This window comes from Streptomyces coryli (assembly GCF_011044975.1).
GTDB classification, from domain to species: domain Bacteria; phylum Actinomycetota; class Actinomycetes; order Streptomycetales; family Streptomycetaceae; genus Streptomyces; species Streptomyces coryli.
Genome location: NZ_JAAKZV010000150.1, coordinates 1 through 19714, shown reverse-complemented (window position 1 = coordinate 19714; position 19714 = coordinate 1). Strand labels below are relative to the sequence as shown.

The following is a 19714-nucleotide window of genomic DNA, read 5'->3' as shown; positions in this document are numbered from 1 at the left end:
CCTGCCAGCCGGCCCCGTAAGTCCCGCCCCTCCCCGCGTTATTGACGACCCGTCAGGTCCAGTCGTACGGTCCCACCCATGCCCGTACCGGCGTACGACCTCACCGGCCGCTCCATCCTCGTCACCGGCGCCGCGAGCGGCATCGGCCGCGCCACCGCCCTGCTCCTCGCCCAGGCAGGCGCTACGGTCCACTGCGCCGACCTGGACGAGAAGGGCCTCGACGAGACGGTCGCCCAAGCCGGCCCGACCGCGCACGCCCACCCCCTCGACGTCACCGACCGCGCCCAGGTCCGTAAAGCCGTCCAGGCCGCCGCCCCCCTCCACGGCCTGGTGGCCGCCGCCGGCATCATGCACCGCTCCACCGTCGTGGATACGGACGACGCCGACCTGGACCGGCTCTGGGCGGTGAACTTCAAGGGCGTCCTGCACGCCTGCCAGGAGGCCACCCTGGCGATGACCGAGCAGCAGACCGGCGGCTCGCTCGTCACCCTGGCCTCCGGCGCCGTGGACTCCGGCACCCCGCAGCTGCTCTGCTACAGCGTCGCCAAGGCCGCCATCGTCCAGCTCACCCGCACCCTGGCCGCCGAGGCGGGCCCGCACGGCATCCGCGTCAACGCCATCGCACCCGGCTGGATCCGCACCCCGATGACCACCCGCGACACCGCCGAGGCCCAGGCCCATACGGAGAAGCTGATGGCCCGGATGTCGCCCCTGGGCCGGGTCGGAGCCCCCGAGGACGTGGCGCACGCCGCGCTCTACCTGCTGTCGGACGCGGCCGCCTTCACCACCGGCCAGATCCTGCGGCCCAACGGCGGCGTCGCCATGCCGTGGTGAAAGGCCCGTAGAAAGCCGAGAAAACCGAGAAAGCCGAAAGCCCGGTCCGCGATACGGACCGGGCTTCCGGAAAAGAGTCGATGAACCGCTCAGGCGGCCACCACGTCCACAGCCTCCTTGGGAGCCTTGATCGTGACGCGGTCGTCGGGCATCCCCGTGACGGAACTCACAGTGAAGGTCATCGGCGACGGGATCGTCTCGGACGCCGCGGATTCGGCCAGCTCGGCGAGCGCCAGCTCATCGCTGACCTCGCGCATCAGCTCGGACATCCGCAGGTCAAGCGCATCGCAGATGGAGGAGAGCAGCTCGGAGGAGGCTTCCTTCTGGCCCCGCTCCACCTCGGAGAGGTAGCCGAGCGAGACGCGTGCCGATGAGGAGACCTCGCGCAGAGTTCGCCCCTGACGCGTGCGCTGCCGACGCAGCACGTCACCCAGCAGGCGACGAAGCAGAATCATGCGCGGCTCCCTCCTCTTCCACCAATGCGGCGGACCCTGGATGCGGGTCCACCTTCCTCCACCGTACCCCGTCCGGCGGCACACGTGCGGCGAGCAATGTCGTGTTCACTCAGGGCTGCAAACATCCATCTCCCCCGCTCTGTTCCGTACCCTGTGACCCAGCACTCTCCTCCTGCCCAGCAGAACGCCGGGAAATCCGCTTCCCCAGCTCTTCTCCGAGCAGCCCCAGGGCCTCCGCCACGGCAGCCTCCCTGATCTCCCGCCGGTCACCGTCCAGTGCGAGCCGTACGGTCCTGGCATGTCCCTGCGGACCGGCGACGGCCACGAAGACCGTGCCGACCTGCTGGCCGTCCTGCGCATCGGGCCCGGCCACACCCGTCGTCGCCAGGCCCCAGTCGGCGCCCAGCCGCCAGCGCACGCCGGCGGCCATCTGCCGCGCCACATCGCTGTCCACCGCGCCACGCTCGGCCAGCAATTCCCCGGGTACCCCGAGAACATCCCTTTTCACCTCGGTCGCGTACGCCGTGACCGAGCCGCGGAAGGCGCGTGAGGCGCCGGGGACGGCGGTGAGGGCCGCGGCCACCAGGCCGCCGGTCAGGGACTCCGCCACAGCGAGGGTCAGGTCGTGCCCCGCACACAGCTCCAGAACGTCGGCGGCGATCGCCTCGGCGGCGGCCGAACCGCCGCCGGGCCGCGTGGTCACCGCGCGGCCCGCTCGCGGTCGCGCGCCATGCCCTGCCGGCGGAGCACGATCGCCTGGCGCACATAGTCCAGGCCGGTGACGACCGTCAGGATCACGGCGGCCGCCATGATCCACCAGCGCAGCGAGGCCAGCCAGCCGGTCAGCACCAGGATGTACATGCCGACGGCCACGCCCTGCGTCAGCGTCTTCAGCTTGCCGCCGCGGCTGGCGGGGATCACCCCGTGCCTGATCACCCAGAAGCGCATCAGCGTGATCCCCAGCTCGCGGAAGAGGATCACCCCGGTCACCCACCACGGCAGGTCGCCGAGGGCGGAGAGGCAGACCAGGGCGGCGCCCATGATGGCCTTGTCCGCGATCGGGTCGGCGATCTTCCCGAAGTCGGTGACCAGGTCGTAGCGGCGGGCCAGCTCGCCGTCGAACAGGTCGGTGATCATGGCGACGGCGAAGGCCGCCCAGGCGAACGCCCGCCAGACCGGATCATGCCCGCCGTCCACCAGCATCAGCAGCACGAACCCGGGCACGAGCACCAGCCGCGCCATGGTCAGCAGGTTCGCGACGTTGAAGAGCCCGGCCTGCCGCGAGGCCGGCGCTGCGGTCATCAGGGCGTCTCCTCGACGCTGTGCTGGATTTCAACGAAGTGCGCGACAAGGTCCACGCCCTCGCTCGCCACGACCTTGGCCGTGACCATCCGGCCGGGCGCCAGGCCCTCCGGTACGCCCGTGAGGGCCGTCTGCCCGTCCGTCTCGGGCGCCTGATGCGCGGCCCGCCCCACTACGCCGTCGTCACCGTCCACCGATTCCACGAGCACCTCCACCGTCTCACCGAGCCGGTCCTCCGCCCGCTGGGCGGTGAGCTCCTCGGCCAGCCGCGAGATGTGCGCGAGCCGCTCGGCGACGGTGTCCGGCGCCAGCTTGGCGTCGTACGTGGCCGCCTCCGTGCCCTCCTCATCCGAGTACCCGAAGACGCCCACGGCGTCCAGACGCGCGGCGTTCAGGAACCGCTCCAGCTCCGCCAGGTCGGACTCGCGCTCGCCGGGGAAGCCGACGATGAAGTTGGACCGGACGCCGGCCTCCGGAGCCTTCGTCCGGATCTGCTCCAGCAAATCCAGGAAACGGTCGGTGTCGCCGAAGCGACGCATGGCGCGCAGCACGTCGGGGGCGGAGTGCTGGAAGGACAGGTCGAAGTACGGGGCGACCTTCGGCGTCGAGGTCAGCACCTCGATCAGGCCGGGCCGCATCTCGGCCGGCTGCAGATAGCTGACCCGCACCCGCTCGATGCCGTCCACCTCGGCCAGCGACGGCAGCAGCGACTCGAGCAGCCGGATGTCGCCCAGGTCCTTGCCGTAGGAGGTGTTGTTCTCGGAGACCAGCATGATCTCCTTCACGCCCTGCTCGGCCAGCCAGCGGGTCTCGCCCAGCACGTCCGACGGGCGCCGGGAGATGAAGGACCCGCGGAAGGACGGGATGGCGCAGAACGAGCAGCGCCGGTCGCAGCCGGAGGCCAGCTTCACCGAGGCAACGGGGCTGGTGTCCAGCCGGCGGCGCAGCGGCGCACGCGGCCCGGAGGCGGGCGCGACGCCCTCGGGCAGGTCCTCGGGGGCGTCGGAGGGGGCCTCCTGGCCGTGCCCCGGCAGGGCCACGGCGGCCTCCTGCCGCTCCACCGGCGACAGCGGCAGCAGCTGCCGCCGGTCGCGCGGGGTGTGCGCCTCGACGCTGCCGCCATTGAGGATGGTCTGCAGCCGCCCGGAGATGTCGGCGTAGTCGTCGAAGCCGAGCACCCCGTCGGCCTCGGGCAGCGAGTCGGCGAGCTCCTTGCCGTACCGCTCGGCCATGCAGCCGACCGCAACGACGGCCTGGGTGCGCCCGTGGTCCTTGAGGTCATTGGCCTCGAGCAGGGCGTCGACGGAGTCCTTCTTCGCGGCGTCGACGAAGCCGCAGGTGTTCACGACGGCGACGTCGGCGTCCCCGGCGTCCTCGACCAGGTCCCAGCCGTCCGCCGCCAGGCGGCCCGCGAGCTCCTCGGAATCGACCTCGTTGCGGGCGCAGCCCAGGGTGACAAGTGCGACGGTACGGCGTTGTGGCATGGGCTCAGCCTACTTTGTCCTGGCCAGAAGGCCGCCCCGAGCCGCCCTCCGGGCTACCCGGCTTCAGGGTCACCCTTCGTATACGTCAGGTGCTCCACGCCGCCGAGCTTGAAGTCGTTGTCGAGCTCCTTGCCGTTCACCCACACCTGCACGGCGCCGGCATTGCCGAGCGTGAGATTGACCTTCTCCTTGTCGCTGACCGTGACGGAGTCGCCCTGCGACAGGGTGGTCTGCTTCAGCTCGCGGCCGTCGCCGCCCTTGGCGAGCACCCAGCTGCTGCCGTTGTCCGCCTCGACCTTCACGGTGACCCGGTCGGCGGGGGCCCCGGCGATCGCGGAGTCGGACGGCTCGGGGCCCGGCGCCTCGGGCCGGGAGGTGGACGGGGAGGGCTTCTTGTCCGGGGTGGCCTTGTCGTCGGTCTTGGAGTCGACCGCGTTCGGGTTCTCGCCGCCGCTGTCGCTGAAGACGGAGAAGCCGACGAAGCCGATCAGCGCGACGATCGCGGCGACCATGGCGGCGGTCCAGTTCGGGCGCCGCGGCTCGGGGCGGATACGTTCCGCCTCGAAGAGCGGCGCGGCCGGGGTCGGCTCCGGCTTGCCGCCGTGTTCCTCGTCGTACTGGGCTACGAGCTCGGTCGGATCAAGGCCGACGGCGCGGGCGAGGGTCCGCACATGCCCGCGGGCGTAGACGTCGCCGCCGCAGCGCGAGAAGTCGTCCTGCTCGATCGCATGCACGATCGGGATGCGCACTCGGGTCTGCGTACTGACCTCGTCCACGGTCAGCTTGGCGTCGATCCGGGCCCGCTGAAGGGCCCGCCCGACGGAAGGCCGGTCGTCTGTGGGGGAGTTGCCGATGGACACGAAGGCGCCTTTCGAGCGTGAGCCACCTGCCGGATGTTCAGTGTAGAGGTCTTGTAAAAGGGTCGGGCAAGCGGGAGGTAGCACTTGTTGCGCCATCCGGTTTGCCGTACTGACGGATAGTGCGACACCCACCTGCTGCAATGATGTGACGCATCACTGCTCCGATCGGTTGCCACCCGGTCACCCGACTCGCCCCTACGGGTGATCCTGCCCCTTCACCGTGGCCAGCACGCCGTCCAATTCGTCCGGCTTCACCAACACGTCGCGCGCCTTGGAACCTTCACTCGGACCGACGATTCCGCGTGACTCCATCAGGTCCATCAGCCGGCCGGCCTTCGCGAACCCGACCCGCAGCTTGCGCTGCAGCATCGACGTGGAGCCGAACTGGGTGGAGACCACCAGCTCGATCGCCGCGAGCAGCAGCTCCATGTCGTCGCCGATCGACTCGTCGATCTCCTTCTTCGGCTTCTGGCCGGTGGTGACGTCGTCGCGGAAGACCGGCGTCATCTGGTCCTTGCAGTGGCCGACGACCCTGGCGACCTCTTCCTCGGTGACGTACGCGCCCTGCATCCGGATCGGCTTGTTCGCGCCCATCGGCAGGAACAGGCCGTCGCCCTTGCCGATCAGCTTCTCCGCGCCGGGCTGGTCGAGGATGACGCGGCTGTCGGCGAGCGAGGAGGTGGCGAAGGCGAGGCGGGAGGGGACGTTCGCCTTGATCAGGCCGGTGACGACGTCGACCGACGGCCGCTGGGTGGCCAGCACCAGGTGGATGCCGGCGGCGCGGGCGAGCTGGGTGATGCGGACGATCGAGTCCTCGACGTCGCGCGGGGCGACCATCATCAGGTCGGCGAGCTCGTCGACGATGACCAGCAGATAGGGGTACGGCTGCAGCTCGCGCTCGCTGCCCGGGGGCGTCTTGGCCTTGCCGTTGCGGACGGCCTCGTTGAAGTCGTCGATATGCCGGTAGCCGTACGCCGCCAGGTCGTCGTAGCGCAGGTCCATCTCGCGGACCACCCACTGCAGGGCCTCGGCGGCCTTCTTCGGGTTGGTGATGATCGGGGTGATCAGGTGCGGGATGCCCTCGTACGCGGTCAGCTCCACCCGCTTCGGGTCGACCAGCACCATCCGGACCTCGTCCGGGGTGGCGCGCATCATGATCGAGGTGATCAGGCAGTTGATGCAGGAGGACTTGCCGGAGCCGGTGGCGCCGGCGATGAGGATGTGCGGCATCTTGGCGAGGTTCGCCGAGACGTAGCCGCCCTCGACGTCCTTGCCGAGGGCCGTCAGCATCGGGTGGTCCTCGCCCGCGGCGTCGGCGGTGCGCAGCACGTCGCCGACGTTGACCATCTCGCGGTCGGTGTTCGGGATCTCGATGCCGACCGCGGACTTGCCCGGGATCGGGCTGATGATGCGGACGTCCGGGCTGGCCACGGAGTACGCGATGTTCTTGGCCAGCGCGGTGATCCGCTCGACCTTGACCGCCTTGCCGAGCTCGATCTCGTAACGCGTGACCGTCGGGCCGCGGGTGAAGCCGGTGACGGCGGCGTCGACCTTGAACTCCTCGAAGGTGCGCGAGAGCGAGGCGACGACCTGGTCGTTGGCGGCGCTGCGGGTGCGGCCCGGGCCGCCGCGCTCGAGCATGTCGAGGCCGGGCAGCGAGTACGTGATGTCGCCGGACAGCTGCAGCTGCTCGGCGCGGGCCGGCAGCGGCTCGCTGTCGGAGTCCTCGTGGCGCCGGGTGAGGTCGGGGACGGCGCCCGGGACAGGCGTGGCCTCAGGACGCTGTATGGCGCCCTTGGGCGGCTTCCGGGGGCCGTCCTCGCCGGCACCCTCGTGCAGCTCCTCGCGGGCGGAGGGGACGCCGCCGGTGCGCTCGGAGATGCCGCTGGAAAGATCGGCGAGCAGCGGCGAGGGCTGCACGCCGTGCAGCACCGCGCCGTCGAGGTCGGCGGCGGCCGCGGCGGCGATGTCGACGGCGTCGTCGTCCGCGGCGGCGGTGCGGCGGCTCCGGCGCCGCTTGGCGGGCGCGGCCTCCACGGCGTCCTCGTCGGTACGGACGATGCCGTCCCGCCAGTCCTCCGCGTACTCCCCGGCGATCTTCGCCTCGGCCCGCGGGTCGGTCAGCGGCTCGTCGCTCTGCAGCAGACCGAGCCGCACCATCCCGGCGCGCAGGCGCTGCGGGATGGCGTTGACCGGCGTCGCGGTGACGACCAGCAGGCCGAAGATTGTCACGAGGACGAGCAGCGGCACGGCGAGCACCTCGCCGACCGTGAAGATCAGCGGCCGGGAGGCGCCCCAGCCGATCAGCCCGCCCGCATCCCTTATGGCCTCGTTGCCCTCGCCGCGGCCCGGGGCGCCGCAGCCGAGGTGGATGAGGCCGAGCGCGCCGATGGTGAGCGCGGAGAGGCCGATGACGATACGGCCGTTGGCCTCCGGCTTCTCCGGGTGCCGGATGAGCCGCACGGCGATGGCGCCCAGCAGGATCGGCACGATGAGGTCGAGGCGGCCGAAGGCGCCGGTGACGATGATCTCGACGAGCTCGCCGACCGGGCCCTGCAGATTGGACCAGGTGCCGGCGGCGATGACGAGCCCGAGGCCGAGCAGCAGCAGCGCGAGGCCGTCCTTGCGATGCGCCGGGTCGAGGCCCTTGGCACCGCGCCCTATGCCGCGGAAGAGGGCGCCGACGGTGTGTGCGAGGCCGAGGTAGAGGGCGCGGGTGACCTGGTAGATCCCGGCGGTCGGATTGGGCGCCGGCGCCGGAGCGGCCTTCTTCTTTGCGGGCGCGCGCTTGGCAGCGGTCTTCTTGGCGGCGGGCTTCTTCGCGGCGGCCTTTTTGGCGGGCGCCTTCTTCTTGGCACCACTACCTCCGGACCGCGCCCGGGAGTTGCCGTTTCCAGAGGTACGTGAGGCCATGCGACGAGGTTACCGAGGTTGGGGACACGTAGCACGCATGCCCTATACGGGCGCGGCTCAGCGCCCGGCGGTCACTGCGGCGGTGACGTCACCGGACCGCCGTTGTCCGAGCCCGCTCCGGCAGGGCCGCTCGTGCCCGGGTCCAGGGCGTCCAGGGCCTTGCGGAGGCCGTTGAGCTTGCGCTCGAGATGCGCCGCGGTGGCGACGGCGGCCGCGTCCGAGGACTCGTCGAGCTGCTTCGACAGCGCCTCCGCCTGCTCCTCCGCGGCGGCCAGCCGCGCGGAGAGCTCGGCGATGACGCCCACCGCGCCGCCCTTGCCGTCCTTGCCGCCCTCGGCGGACTGCGCGCTCTCCAGCTGCGTACGCAGCAGGCCGGCCTGCTCTCGCAGCTGGACGTTCTTCATGTACAGCTCGACGAACACCGACACCTTCGCCCGCAGCACCCACGGGTCGAAGGGCTTGGAGATGTAGTCGACGGCGCCCGCGGCATAGCCGCGGAAGGTGTGGTGCGGGCCGTGGTTGATCGCGGTGAGGAAGATGATCGGGATGTCCCGGGTGCGCTCCCGGCGCTTGATGTGCGCGGCGGTCTCGAAGCCGTCCATGCCCGGCATCTGGACATCGAGCAGGATGACCGCGAAGTCGTCGGTGAGCAGCGCCTTGAGCGCCTCTTCCCCTGACGATGCCCGGACCAGGGTCTGATCGAGCGCGGAAAGGATGGCCTCCAGCGCCAGCAGATTCTCCGGCCGGTCATCGACCAAGAGGATCTTGGCCTTCTGCACCATGGCCCGTCCTCCTCGTCCCGACACCGTGCCGGGCGCTGTCGCCGGCTGTGTTCCAGCAGTCCACGCGGACCTGCCCTGTGCGCCGCCCGCCCTTGTGCCGGTCATGGTAGCCGCACCGCCAGGTCCGCCACACCCTGTCACCGCATTGTCACTGTGCACGTACCAGAAACGCAGCTCAGGCCCGATTGGTTCCCGTAATACCGTACGCGAACACGCAATTGACCACACTGCGTCAGCACACCCGCAAACTTCAAGCCGCCATCGATCACTTGCCGTGCACCGGTCACTTGCCGTGCACCCACTGATACATCACGTTCAGCAGGTGGTCGGTGTCAACCGGCTTGGTCACATAGTCGGAAGCTCCGGACTCGATCGACTTCTCCCGGTCGCCCTTCATCGCCTTCGCCGTCAGCGCGATGATCGGCAGCCCGGCGAACTGCGGCATCCGGCGGATCGCCGAGGTCGTCGCGTAACCGTCCATCTCCGGCATCATGATGTCCATCAGGACGACGGCGGTGTCCTCGTGCTGCTCCAGCACCTCGATGCCCTCGCGGCCGTTCTCGGCGTAGAGGACGGACAGGCCGTGCTGCTCCAGGACGGAGGTCAGCGCGAAGACGTTACGGATGTCGTCGTCGACGATCAGCACCTTCTCGCCGCCGAACTCGCCCTTGAACTGCACCGGCGCCGTCCGCTGCCCGTCGGCCAGCCGCTCGCCGCGCTGCGGCGCCGGGGCCTGGCCCGGCACCGCGGGCCGGGCGGCCTCCGCAACCTGCTGGGCGCCCGCCGCCGGCTCGGCCGCGGGCTCCTCGGCCGCCGCGGCGGCGGCCGGGGTCTCCCCCGCGTATCCGCCCTCGAGGGCCTCGGGCTGCGGCTGCTCCATCACGATCGCGCCGTCGCCGGCCTGGCCGTGCCCGGGGGCGGGCAGCTCGGTGGGCCTGACCGGCAGGTACAGCGTGAACGTCGAGCCGCGGCCCGGCTCGCTGTCCGCGTGGATCTCGCCGCCGAGCAGCCGGGCGATCTCCCGGCTGATGGACAGGCCGAGGCCCGTACCGCCGTACTTGCGGCTGGTGGTGCCGTCCGCCTGCTTGAACGCCTCGAAGATCACCCGCATCTTGGACGACGCGATGCCGATGCCGGTGTCGGTGACCGAGAACGCCATCATCTCGGCGTCCGGATCCCGCAGCGACCCGTTCTCCAGCAGCTGCTCCTTGATCGCCGGCGGCACGTCCCGCCCGGCCGGCCGGATCACCAGCTCGACCGCCCCGCTGTCGGTGAACTTCACCGCGTTCGACAGCAGGTTGCGCAGTACCTGCAGCAGCCGCTGCTCGTCCGTGTTGAGCGTGGCGGGCAGCTCCGGCGAGACCCGGACCGAGAAGTCCAGGCCCTTCTCCGCGGTCAGCGGCCGGAAGGTCGCCTCCACGTAATCCACCAGCTGCACCAGCGCGATACGGGTCGGGCTGACGTCCATCTTGCCCGCCTCGACCTTCGACAGGTCGAGGATGTCGTTGATCAGCTGCAGCAGGTCGGAGCCCGCGCCGTGGATCGTTTCGGCGAACTCCACCTGCTTCGGGGTGAGGTTGGTCTCCGCGTTGTCCGCGAGCAGTTTGGCCAGAATGAGCAGGGAGTTGAGCGGGGTGCGCAGCTCGTGCGACATGTTGGCCAGGAACTCGGACTTGTAGCGCATCGAGACCGCGAGCTGCTCGGCCCGCTCCTCCAGGCCCTGCCTGGCCTCTTCGATCTCGGTGTTCTTGATCTCGATGTCCCGGTTGGTACGGGCCAGCAGCTCGGCCTTCTCCTCGAGTTCGGCGTTGGAGTCCTCGAGCGCCTTCTGCCGGCTCTCCAGCTCCTGCGAGCGGTCCCGGAGCTGCTCGGTGAGCTCCTGGGACTGGGTGAGCAGGCTCTCCGTCTTGGTGTTGACCGAGATGGTGTTGACCGAGGTCGCGATCATCTCGGCCAGCTGGTTCAGGAAGTCCTTCTGGATCTGCGTGAACGGCTGGAACGCGGCCAGCTCGACCACGCCGAGCACCGAGCCCTCGAAGATCAGCGGGACGACGATGACATGCGCGGGCGGTGCCTCGCCGAGCCCGGAGGCGATCTTCAGATAGCCCTCCGGGACGTTCTCGACCAGGATCGTGCGCTTCTCCTGCGCGGCCGTGCCGATGAGGGTCTCGCCGGGGCGCAGCACCTTCGGCATGCCGTCGGCGGCCTGCCCGTACGAGCCGATGAGGCGCAGCTGCTTCTCGGGGTCCTCGCCCTCCTGCGGCTCGTGGCCCGGCACCTGCTCCATGAGGAAGAAGCCGCCGTGCTGCGCGGCCACCACCGGGGTCAGCTCGCTCATGATGAGGCGGGCCACGTCGCCGAGGTCGCGGCGGCCCTGCAGCAGGCCCGAGATGCGGGCGAGGTTGCCCTTGAGCCAGTCCTGCTCCTTGTTGGCGAGGGTGGTCTCGCGGAGCTTGGAGATCATCGTGTTGATGTAGTCCTGCAGCTCGAGGATCTCGCCGGCCGCGTCGGCGTCGATCTTCGGACTGAGGTCGCCGCGGGTCACCGCGGTGGCGACCTGGGCGATGTTGCGCACCTGAGAAGTCAGGTTGTTCGCCATCAGGTTCACCGAGTCGGTGAGATCCTTCCAGATGCCGGAGACGCCGGGGACCCGGGCCTGACCGCCGAGGCGGCCTTCCGTACCCACCTCGCGGGCGACGCGGGTGACCTCGTCACCGAAGGCGGAGAGCTGGCCGACCATCGTGTTGATGGTGTCCTTCAGCTCCAGGATCTCGCCCTGCGCGGCGACGTCGATCTTCTTCGTCAGATCGCCGTTGGCCACCGCCGTGGTCACCTGGGCGATGTTCCGCACCTGGCTGGTCAGGTTGGAGGCCATGTAATTCACGGACTCCGTCAGGTCCTTCCACGTACCGGCGACGCCGGGGACGCGGGCCTGGCCGCCCAGGATGCCCTCGGTGCCCACCTCGCGGGCCACCCGGGTCACCTGCTCGGCGAAGGACGACAGGGTCGTCACCATCGTGTTGACCGTGTCGGCGAGCTGCGCGACCTCGCCGCGCGCCTCGACGGTGACCTTCTTGGTGAGGTCGCCGTTGGCGACCGCGGTGGCGACCTGGGAGATGTTACGGACCTGGCCGGTCAGATTGACCGCCATCAGGTTCACGTTGTCCGTGAGGTCCTTCCAGATGCCCGAGACATCGCGCACCCGCGCCTGCCCGCCCAGCTGGCCTTCCGTGCCCACCTCGCGGGCCACCCGCGTGACCTGCTCGGCGAACGAACTCAGCTGGTCGACCATCGTGTTGACGGTCGTCACCAGCTCCAGGATCTCGCCGCGCGCGTCCACGGTGATCTTCTTGGACAGATCGCCCTTCGCGACCGCGGTGGTGACCTCGGCGATGTTACGGACCTGCGAGGTCAGGTTGTTCGCCATGAAGTTGACGGACTGGGTGAGGTCCTTCCACGTACCGGAGACGCCCTGCACCTCGGCCTGACCGCCCAGCTGCCCTTCCGTACCGACCTCGCGGGCCACCCGGGTGACCTGCTCGGCGAACGAACTCAGCTGGTCGACCATCGTGTTGAGGGTGTTCTTCAGCTCGAGGATCTCGCCGCGCGCGTCCACGTCGATCTTCTGCGACAGGTCACCGCGGGCCACCGCGGTCGCGACCTGCGCGATGTTACGGACCTGGGCGGTCAGGTTCCCCGCCATGAAGTTCACGTTGTCCGTCAGGTCGCGCCACACGCCGGCCACACCCGGCACCTGCGCCTGCCCGCCGAGCCGGCCCTCCGTACCCACCTCGCGGGCCACGCGCGTGACCTGGTCGGCGAAGGAAGACAGTTGGTCGACCATCGTGTTGATGGTGTTCTTCAGCTCGAGGATCTCGCCGCGCGCGTCCACCTCGATCTTCTGCGACAGGTCACCGCGCGCGACCGCCGTCGTCACCTGCGCGATGTTGCGGACCTGCGAGGTCAGGTTGGACGCCATGAAGTTCACGGAGTCCGTGAGGTCCTTCCACGTACCGGAGACGCCGTCGACCCGCGCCTGCCCGCCGAGCCGGCCCTCGGTGCCCACGTCCCTGGCCATTCGCGTGACCTGGTCGGCGAAGGACGACAGCTGGTCGACCATCCGGTTCACGGTGTTCTTCAGCTCGGCCATCTCGCCGGAGACGTCGACCGTGACCTTCTGGGACAGGTCGCCGTTCGCCACCGCAGTGGTCACCTGTGCGATGTTGCGGACCTGCCCGGTGAGGTTACGGAAGGCCATGTTGACCGAATCCGTCAGGTCCTTCCACGTGCCGGCGGCGCCCAGCACCTGCGCCTGACCGCCGAGTTCACCCTCGACGCCGATCTCCCGGGCGACCCGGGTCACCTCGGAGGAGAAGCCGGACAGCTGGTCGACCATCGTGTTGACGGTGTTCTTCAGCTCGGACATCTCGCCGGCCACGTCCACCGTGACCTTCTGCGACAGATCGCCGCTCGCGACCGCCGTCGTCACCTGCGCGATGTCCCGCACCTGCGCGGTGAGGTTACGGAAAGCGGTGTTGACCGAATCCGTCAGGTCCTTCCACGTACCGGCCGCACCCGGCACCTGCGCCTGACCGCCGAGCTGTCCGTCGGCGCCGACCTCGCTCGCGACCCTTGTCACCTCGTCCGCGAATGTACGGAGGGTTTCGGTCATCGTGTTGATGGTCTCGGCGAGCTGTGCGACCTCGCCGCGTGCACTCACCGTCACTTTCTGCGACAGATCGCCGTTGGCGACCGCCGTCGTGACTTGCGCGATTCCGCGCACCTGGGCGGTGAGATTGCCCGCCATCAGGTTCACCGAGTCGGTGAGGTCCTTCCATGTGCCGGCGACGCCGGGCACCTGGGCCTGCCCGCCGAGCTCGCCCTCGGTGCCGACCTCGCGGGCGACCCGGGTGACCTCGCTGGAGAACGCCGACAGCTGGTCGACCATCGTGTTGACGGTCTCCTTCAGCTCCAGCATCTCGCCGGCCACATGCACGGTGACCTTCCGCGAGAGATCGCCCTTGGCCACCGCGGTGGTGACGAGAGCAATATCACGCACCTGAGCGGTCAGCCGGTACGCCATGGTGTTGACCGAATCCGTGAGGTCCTTCCACGAACCGGACATTCCTCGCACCTTGGCCTGCCCGCCGAGCTTGCCCTCGGTGCCGACCTCGCTCGCGACCCGCGTGACCTCGTCCGTGAAGGCGGACAGCTGGTCGACCAGCCCGTTGACCGTACGCCCCACCTTGAGGAACTCGCCGCGCAGCGGATGCGACCCGTCCGCGGACTGCGGCCGCAGGTCCATGCGCTGCTCCAGGTCGCCCTCGGCCACGGCCGTGAGCACCCGCCCGGTGTCCATCAGCGGCCGTACGAGGTCGTCCACCAGCGCGTTGGAGGCGTCGATCGCGGCCGCCCAGGAGCCCTCGCAGGCGCCCGTCTCGAGCCGCTCGGTGAGCTTGCCCTCGCGGCCGACCACGCGCCGCACCCGGGACAGCTCGCCGGTCAGGTGCAGATTGCGCTCCGCCACCTCGTTGAAGACCGTGGCGATCTCCGCCATGATCCCGTCACTCGGCGTACGCATCCGCTTGCGGAAGTTGCCGTCCCGCATCGACTCCAACGACGCCAGCAGTCTGTACAGAGCGGCGGTGTCCACCTCTGTCGTCCCGCCGACCCGGGACCGTCCGCTCTTCGTGCGCGAGCTCGCGCTCTGCGCCGTTGCGCCAGACTCCACTGTGTCCCTCCCGGTCGGTTTGCTCGCCACGGGGCTTTCTTTCTCTCCGGAGCTTTCCCAGTGTTTCACTCCGGGGCACGCGCTATCAGGCCCTTACGAAGCGTAACGGGCAGTGCATGGGCCCTGGGCGGCCTCGGGCGGCTAACCTGTCACCACTCGTCCTGGCCCGCTGCCGTTTGCATGCTTTGCGGCACCATGGAGCGGGCACGAAAGCATCCGGGGCCGCCGGGCCGCAACCGGTGGACCCCGCAGCACCACCTGAAGGGGAGTCGTGAGTCGTGTGATCAGCGCGCGTGCCGAGGCCACCTTCGAGCCGGTGGGACGTTCGGTCGCGCCCGCGCGCGCGTTTGTCCGGGACACCCTGCAGGGCTGGGGGTTCGCCGAGATCGCCGACGACGCGGTCGTCCTCACCAGCGAGCTGGTCACCAACGCCGTCGTGCACGCCGGCACCGCCGTGGACGTGCGCTGCCTGCGCGCGGATACGGGCGTGCGCGTGGAAGTCGCGGATCACTACCCGGAGCGCGAGCTCCCGCTCGACGAAGCGGGCCACCCGCCGGCCGGGCCCGACCGCGAGGGCGGCCGCGGCCTGATGCTGTGCGCGGCGCTCGCCAGTCGCTGGGGCGTCGAGTACACCGGCACCCGCAAGCAGGTCTGGTTCCAGCTCGACGCCTCCGAGCCGATCGCCGGCACCCGCTCCGCGGGCCCCGCCCTCCCCGTGGACGCGCTGCCGCTGGCCATGGAGTCCCGGGTCCGCGTCGCCGTCGTCCAGATCGACCGCGGCGGCGCCGTCAGCTTCTGGAACGAGGACGCCACCGAGCTCTTCGGCTACGAGCCGGAGAAGGTCATCGGCAAGCCCCTGGGCGACCTCGCCGCCTGGCCGCACACCCCCGGCACCGGCACCGGGCTCGCCGAGGCCCTGCAGCTGTCCCGCTGGGAGGGCTCGTACGGCATCCGCGGCGCCGACGGCCGCGTCACCCCCGTCTATGCCAACCACCTCCGGCTGCGCGACTCCGCCGGCGACCCGTCCACCATCTGCCTGCTGGTCCGCGACCAGGAGCGCGCGGTGCTGCAGACCCCGGCGCGGGCCGGCTCCGAGGCCTCCGGCGGCCGCGCCGACGGCGGCCGCGACCGCTCCGCCGACCCGTTCGAGGTCTTCATCGGCTCGCCGGCCCCCGACGACCTCGACGGCCTGCTGCAGCGCACCGTGGAGCGCGCCCGCGACATACTGGACGGCGACGCCGCCTTCCTGCTGCTCGCCACCGACGACGAGACCGAGCTCGAGGTACGCGCCTCCACCGGCCTCCCCGGCGCCCGCCAGCGCTTCGCCCGCGTCCCGGTCGAGACCGGCGCCGGACGTTACGGCTCCGCGCGCATGCCCTCCGTACACGAAGACCTCGACGCCGCCCCCGGCGCCGTCCCGCTGCTCACCGGCACCGGCATGCACTCGGTGGTGACCGTCCCGCTGAAGGTCGAGGGCCGGCTCACCGGCTCCCTCGGCGTCGCCGCGGAGGTGGCGGGCCGGTATACCAACGAGGAAGCCCTGCGCCTGCAGTTCGCCGCCGACCGCATCGCACTCGCGGTGGAGTCGGCCCGCCTCGGCGAGCTGGAGCGGCTGCGCAGAGGCTCGCTGTCCTTCCTGGTCGAGGCCTCCGACCTGCTGGCCGGCACCCTCGACCGCGACCAGACCCTCGCCCTGATGGCGCAGATGACGGTCCCGACGCTGGCCAGCTGGTGCGCGGTCTACACGATCGCGGAAGGCGCCGAGCCGGACCTGTCGTACGTCCTGCACGAGGACGAGGACCGTATCGACGGCCTGCGCGCCCTGCTCACCCGCGTCACGCCCCCCGACCCGGTCCCGGCCCCCGGCGCCCGCCAGTGGACGGCCCCGTCGGACGCCGCGCACAACTCCGCGCTGCGCACGTCGCTGCGCAGCCTGAACCTCAAGGGCATGAGCGAGGACGCGTATCTGTCCGACGCCGCGGCCCCGTCGCTGGCGACGGCCTCCGCGGTCGGCGGCGAAACGGTCGTGCTCCCCCTGGTCGCCCGCAACCGCGTCATCGGCCAACTGGTCCTCGGCAAGCCGACGGACGAACACTTCCGCCAGGAGATCCTGGAGCTCGCCGAGGACTTGTCCCGCAGGGCCGCCCTGGCCCTGGACAACGCCCGCCTGTACTCGGAGCGCACGGCCATCAGCCAGTCCCTCCAGCGCAGCCTCCTCCCGCCGGGCCTGCCCAAGATCGGCGGCGTCGAGGTCGAGGTCATCTACCGCGCGGCCGGCGAGGGCAACGAGGTCGGCGGCGACTTCTACGACCTCTTCCCCATCCGCGACGGCGCCTACGGCTTCGCGATCGGCGACGTCTGCGGTACGGGCCCGGAGGCCGCCGCGGTGACGGGCCTGGCGCGGCACGCGCTGCGCCTGCTGGCTCGCGAGGGCTTCGGCGGCCCGGCGGTCCTGGAACGCCTCAACTCCGCGATCCTCGACGAGGGCGCCCGCAGCCGCTTCCTGACCCTCCTCTACGGCGAGCTGTGGCCGCAGGCCGACGGCAGCGCCGTACTGAAGATCGTATGCGCGGGCCACCCGCTCCCGCTCCGCCTCCGCCCCGACGGCTCGGTGGAACCCGCCGCCGAACCGCAGCCGCTGCTGGGCGTGATGGACGACCTCGAGCTCTACGAGGAGCGCATCACCCTCGACCCGGGCGACGTCCTCCTCTGCGTCACGGACGGCGTCACCGAGCGCAGGGAAGGCAGCCGCATGCTCGGCGACGACGGCCTGGCGGACGTCCTGCACTCCTGTACGGGCCTGACGGCGGGCGCGGTCGCCTCGCGGGTGCTGCGCGCCGTTGAGCGCTTCGCGGCGGAGCCGGCCTCCGACGACATGGCCATCCTGGCGATGCGGGTCCCCCACCAGCGAGAAGGCTGAAGACGGTCCCGATTCCGGTTCCGGTTCCACATCCGGGACAAGACAACACGGAAGACGGATATCCACCCCAATTCCGGCGCGCCACACGGGCGTCGGGGCTCCCCGCGGCTGTACTGGACGCCGCATCATCACGCTTGCCGTGACCGGTGCAGCTCAGCACATGCACAGACAGGAGCCACTCCCCGCATGCCGCCCGCCAACGACACAAGTACGGGACTGCCTCGTACGCTCTCTCCCCTCACCAAGGCGACCATCACCGCCTTGAGCCTGCTCACGCTGACGGGAGCCGCCACCACCCAGGCAGCCGCCGCCCAGCAACCGCGCCCGTCGGCCCAGCCGGCGTGCGCCACCGACCGCACGGGCCCGTACCAGGAGGAGTTGGAGCGCTACCTGGGGCAGTGGGTGGACGGCGTGCAAACCTCCCTCGACTGCCGGGCGATCCAGAAGTTCCAGCTCCGCGAGGGCGTCCAGCCCGCGAACGGCTACGCGGGCAAGTCGACCTACCAGATGACGGTGGTCGCCAAGGCCCGCGCCAACCCCGGCGTCGGCACCCTCTGCCCCGTCCGCCGCGGCCGCGTGGCCTGCGTCGACCAGAAACGCCAGCTGATGTGGGTCCAGAAGGGCAAGCGCGTCCTGGTCCCGCCGATGCCGGTACGGACCGGGGCGAAGAAGCTCGAGACCCGCAATGGCTGGCACCGGGTCTACTACAAGAAGCGGAAGGAGTACTCCCGCCTCTACAAGAACGCCCCGATGCCGTACTCGATGTACTTCTCCCGCGGCCAGGCGATCCACGGGACGCCCAACGACATCTTCCGCGGCCGCGGTTCGGCGGGCTGCGTGAACCTCCGCATCAAGGACGCCAAGGTCATGTGGCGGACGCTCAAGATCAAGGACCGGGTCTACATCTTCGGCCGCAAGCCGGCGGTGAAGAAGCACGATCTGTAGACAAGAACGCCGGGAACGACAAGAGGCCCTCACCGCGACGGTGAGGGCCTCTTGTCGTATGGAGCCCCAATGCGGAATCGAACCGCAGACCTTCTCCTTACCATGGAGACGCTCTACCGACTGAGCTATTGGGGCGTGGTCGAACGGAATAGATCATACCCCATCCGGAATGGTGTTGTGACCCACGCAGCCATGGACCAGCGGCGTTTCCTGACCCAGGATCCCGGCATGGCCCTAACCACATCGCAACATCCGGAAATACGCCTCCGGTTACGTCGCCGCCTGCTCCGCTGGACAGCGACCGCGATCGCCGTCGCGCTGCCCGCACTAGGGCTGACCGCCCTGCCGGCAGCCGCGGCTACGGAATCCGCCCCTCCGCCGGGAGACCACCAGCTCTCCCTCAACTGGCAGGGCAAGGACCGCACCTTCAACCTCCATGTGCCTCCCGGCGCCAAGCACGGCAAGAAACTGCCCTTGGTCGTGGTGATGCACTGGTATCCCGGCACCGCCGAGGGAATCGAGGCCTACTCCGGCTTCAGCCGCAAGGCCGACAAGGAGGGCTTCCTCGTCGCCTATCCGCAGGGTCTGAACGGCGGCTACAACGCCCTGATCTGCTGCGGCAACGAGGACGACGTCGGCTTCATCAACGAGATGGTGCGACAGCTCGTCGACGACTGGAGAGCCGATAAGCACCGGGTGTACGCGACGGGCTTCTCCAACGGCTCCGACATGTCCTTCCGCCTGGCCGTCGAGCGCTCCAAGGTATTCGCCGCGGTGGCCCCGGTCAGCGGCGGCTACGGCGGCCCGCTGGCGGAGAACCCGGACTTCATGCCGTCGAGGCCGGTGCCGGTGGTCACCATCCTCGGCGCGGACGACGACCGGGTCGGACTCATGCTGGCCGGCCTCGACACATGGCGACAGCGCCTGCACTGCGTTGTCGTCGACGAGGACGTCCGCCCCGGCGCGTACACGCTCACGAAGTCACGCTGCGCGGACGGCAGCAGGGTCCAGGCGTATCTGGTGGAGAACATGGCCCATGAGTGGCCGGACAACGAGACCCATGCGGTGGACGCCACGGACGTTGCCTGGCACTTCTTCAAACAGCACCGCCGCTGAACGCAAAAAATCCTCAACCCCCAGCACTGGGCTGGGGGTTGAGGCATTTGAAGTTAAGTTCGGCGGCGACCTACTCTCCCACACAGTCCCCTGTGCAGTACCATCGGCGCGGAAAGGCTTAGCTTCCGGGTTCGGAATGTAACCGGGCGTTTCCCTAACGCTATGACCACCGAAACACTATGAAACTTTCAACCGGAGCACCCCCAAGCAGGGTGCTGCCAAACGGTTGTTGTCTCAGAAACCAGACAGTGGACGCGAGCAGCTATGGACAAGTCCTCGGCCTATTAGTACCAGTCAACTCCACCCCTTACAGGGCTTCCATATCTGGCCTATCAACCCAGTCGTCTACTGGGAGCCTTAACCCCTCATGGG

12 protein-coding genes, 1 tRNA gene and 2 rRNA genes are annotated in these 19714 nt (G+C 69.9%); 4 read left to right on the top strand and 11 right to left on the bottom strand.

Features of this window, described 5'->3' with window-relative positions:
• Positions 1-78 precede the first annotated feature (78 nt).
• Positions 79-834, top strand: a complete 756-nt coding sequence (locus tag G5C51_RS27250; RefSeq protein WP_165240878.1) for an SDR family NAD(P)-dependent oxidoreductase — start codon at positions 79-81, stop codon at positions 832-834.
• An 89-nt stretch (positions 835-923) separates the two neighbouring features.
• Here the strand turns inward: G5C51_RS27250 and G5C51_RS27245 are convergent, their stop codons facing one another.
• The 8 genes from G5C51_RS27245 to G5C51_RS27210 all read right to left on the bottom strand — a co-directional run bounded on the left by G5C51_RS27245 (position 924) and on the right by G5C51_RS27210 (position 14361).
• Positions 924-1289, bottom strand: coding sequence for a helix-turn-helix domain-containing protein (locus tag G5C51_RS27245; RefSeq protein ID WP_165240877.1), 366 nt, complete (start codon positions 1287-1289; stop codon positions 924-926).
• A 109-nt stretch (positions 1290-1398) separates the two neighbouring features.
• Complete coding sequence (locus tag G5C51_RS27240; protein WP_165240876.1) at positions 1399-1992, bottom strand: CinA family protein; 594 nt, start codon at positions 1990-1992, stop codon at positions 1399-1401.
• Positions 1989-2591 carry a CDP-diacylglycerol--glycerol-3-phosphate 3-phosphatidyltransferase gene (gene pgsA / locus G5C51_RS27235; protein WP_165240875.1) on the bottom strand — a complete coding sequence of 201 codons (603 nt, stop codon included), beginning with the start codon at positions 2589-2591 and terminating at the stop codon, positions 1989-1991. The genes G5C51_RS27240 and pgsA overlap by 4 nt, the downstream gene beginning before the upstream one ends.
• The gene (gene rimO, locus G5C51_RS27230) at positions 2591-4075 is read right to left on the bottom strand and encodes a 30S ribosomal protein S12 methylthiotransferase RimO (RefSeq protein ID WP_165240874.1); all 1485 of its coding nucleotides are present in this window, start codon (positions 4073-4075) and stop codon (positions 2591-2593) included. Before rimO ends, pgsA begins: the two co-directional genes overlap by 1 nt.
• Before the next feature lie 53 nt (positions 4076-4128).
• Complete coding sequence (locus tag G5C51_RS27225; protein ID WP_165240873.1) at positions 4129-4935, bottom strand: RodZ domain-containing protein; 807 nt, start codon at positions 4933-4935, stop codon at positions 4129-4131.
• Positions 4936-5130: 195 nt separating this feature from the next.
• On the bottom strand, positions 5131-7848 hold the full coding sequence (locus G5C51_RS27220; RefSeq protein WP_165240872.1) for a DNA translocase FtsK: 2718 nt from the start codon (positions 7846-7848) through the stop codon (positions 5131-5133).
• Between the two features lie 71 nt (positions 7849-7919).
• Positions 7920-8630, bottom strand: coding sequence for a response regulator (locus G5C51_RS27215; RefSeq protein ID WP_165240871.1), 711 nt, complete (start codon positions 8628-8630; stop codon positions 7920-7922).
• A gap of 283 nt (positions 8631-8913) precedes the next feature.
• Positions 8914-14361, bottom strand: coding sequence for a HAMP domain-containing protein (locus G5C51_RS27210; protein WP_165240870.1), 5448 nt, complete (start codon positions 14359-14361; stop codon positions 8914-8916).
• Positions 14362-14641: 280 nt separating this feature from the next.
• On the opposite strand from G5C51_RS27210, the gene G5C51_RS27205 reads away from it, so the two are divergent.
• Positions 14642-17281, top strand: a complete 2640-nt coding sequence (locus G5C51_RS27205) for a SpoIIE family protein phosphatase (RefSeq protein WP_165240869.1) — start codon at positions 14642-14644, stop codon at positions 17279-17281.
• 186 nt (positions 17282-17467) lie between these two features.
• Positions 17468-18226, top strand: coding sequence for a L,D-transpeptidase (locus G5C51_RS27200; protein ID WP_165240868.1), 759 nt, complete (start codon positions 17468-17470; stop codon positions 18224-18226).
• A gap of 59 nt (positions 18227-18285) precedes the next feature.
• Here G5C51_RS27200 and G5C51_RS27195 read toward each other — a convergent pair.
• A tRNA-Thr gene (locus G5C51_RS27195) sits at positions 18286-18361 on the bottom strand.
• A gap of 93 nt (positions 18362-18454) precedes the next feature.
• On the opposite strand from G5C51_RS27195, the gene G5C51_RS27190 reads away from it, so the two are divergent.
• A complete protein-coding gene (locus G5C51_RS27190) occupies positions 18455-19342 on the top strand; it encodes a CE1 family esterase (protein ID WP_165240867.1) in 888 nt (295 codons plus the stop codon).
• Between the two features lie 57 nt (positions 19343-19399).
• On the opposite strand, the gene rrf is transcribed toward G5C51_RS27190, so the two are convergent.
• Both rrf and G5C51_RS27180 read right to left on the bottom strand, forming a co-directional pair.
• Positions 19400-19516 (bottom strand): 5S ribosomal RNA (rrf, locus tag G5C51_RS27185).
• A 90-nt stretch (positions 19517-19606) separates the two neighbouring features.
• Positions 19607-19714, bottom strand: a 23S ribosomal RNA gene (locus G5C51_RS27180); the annotation flags it as partial.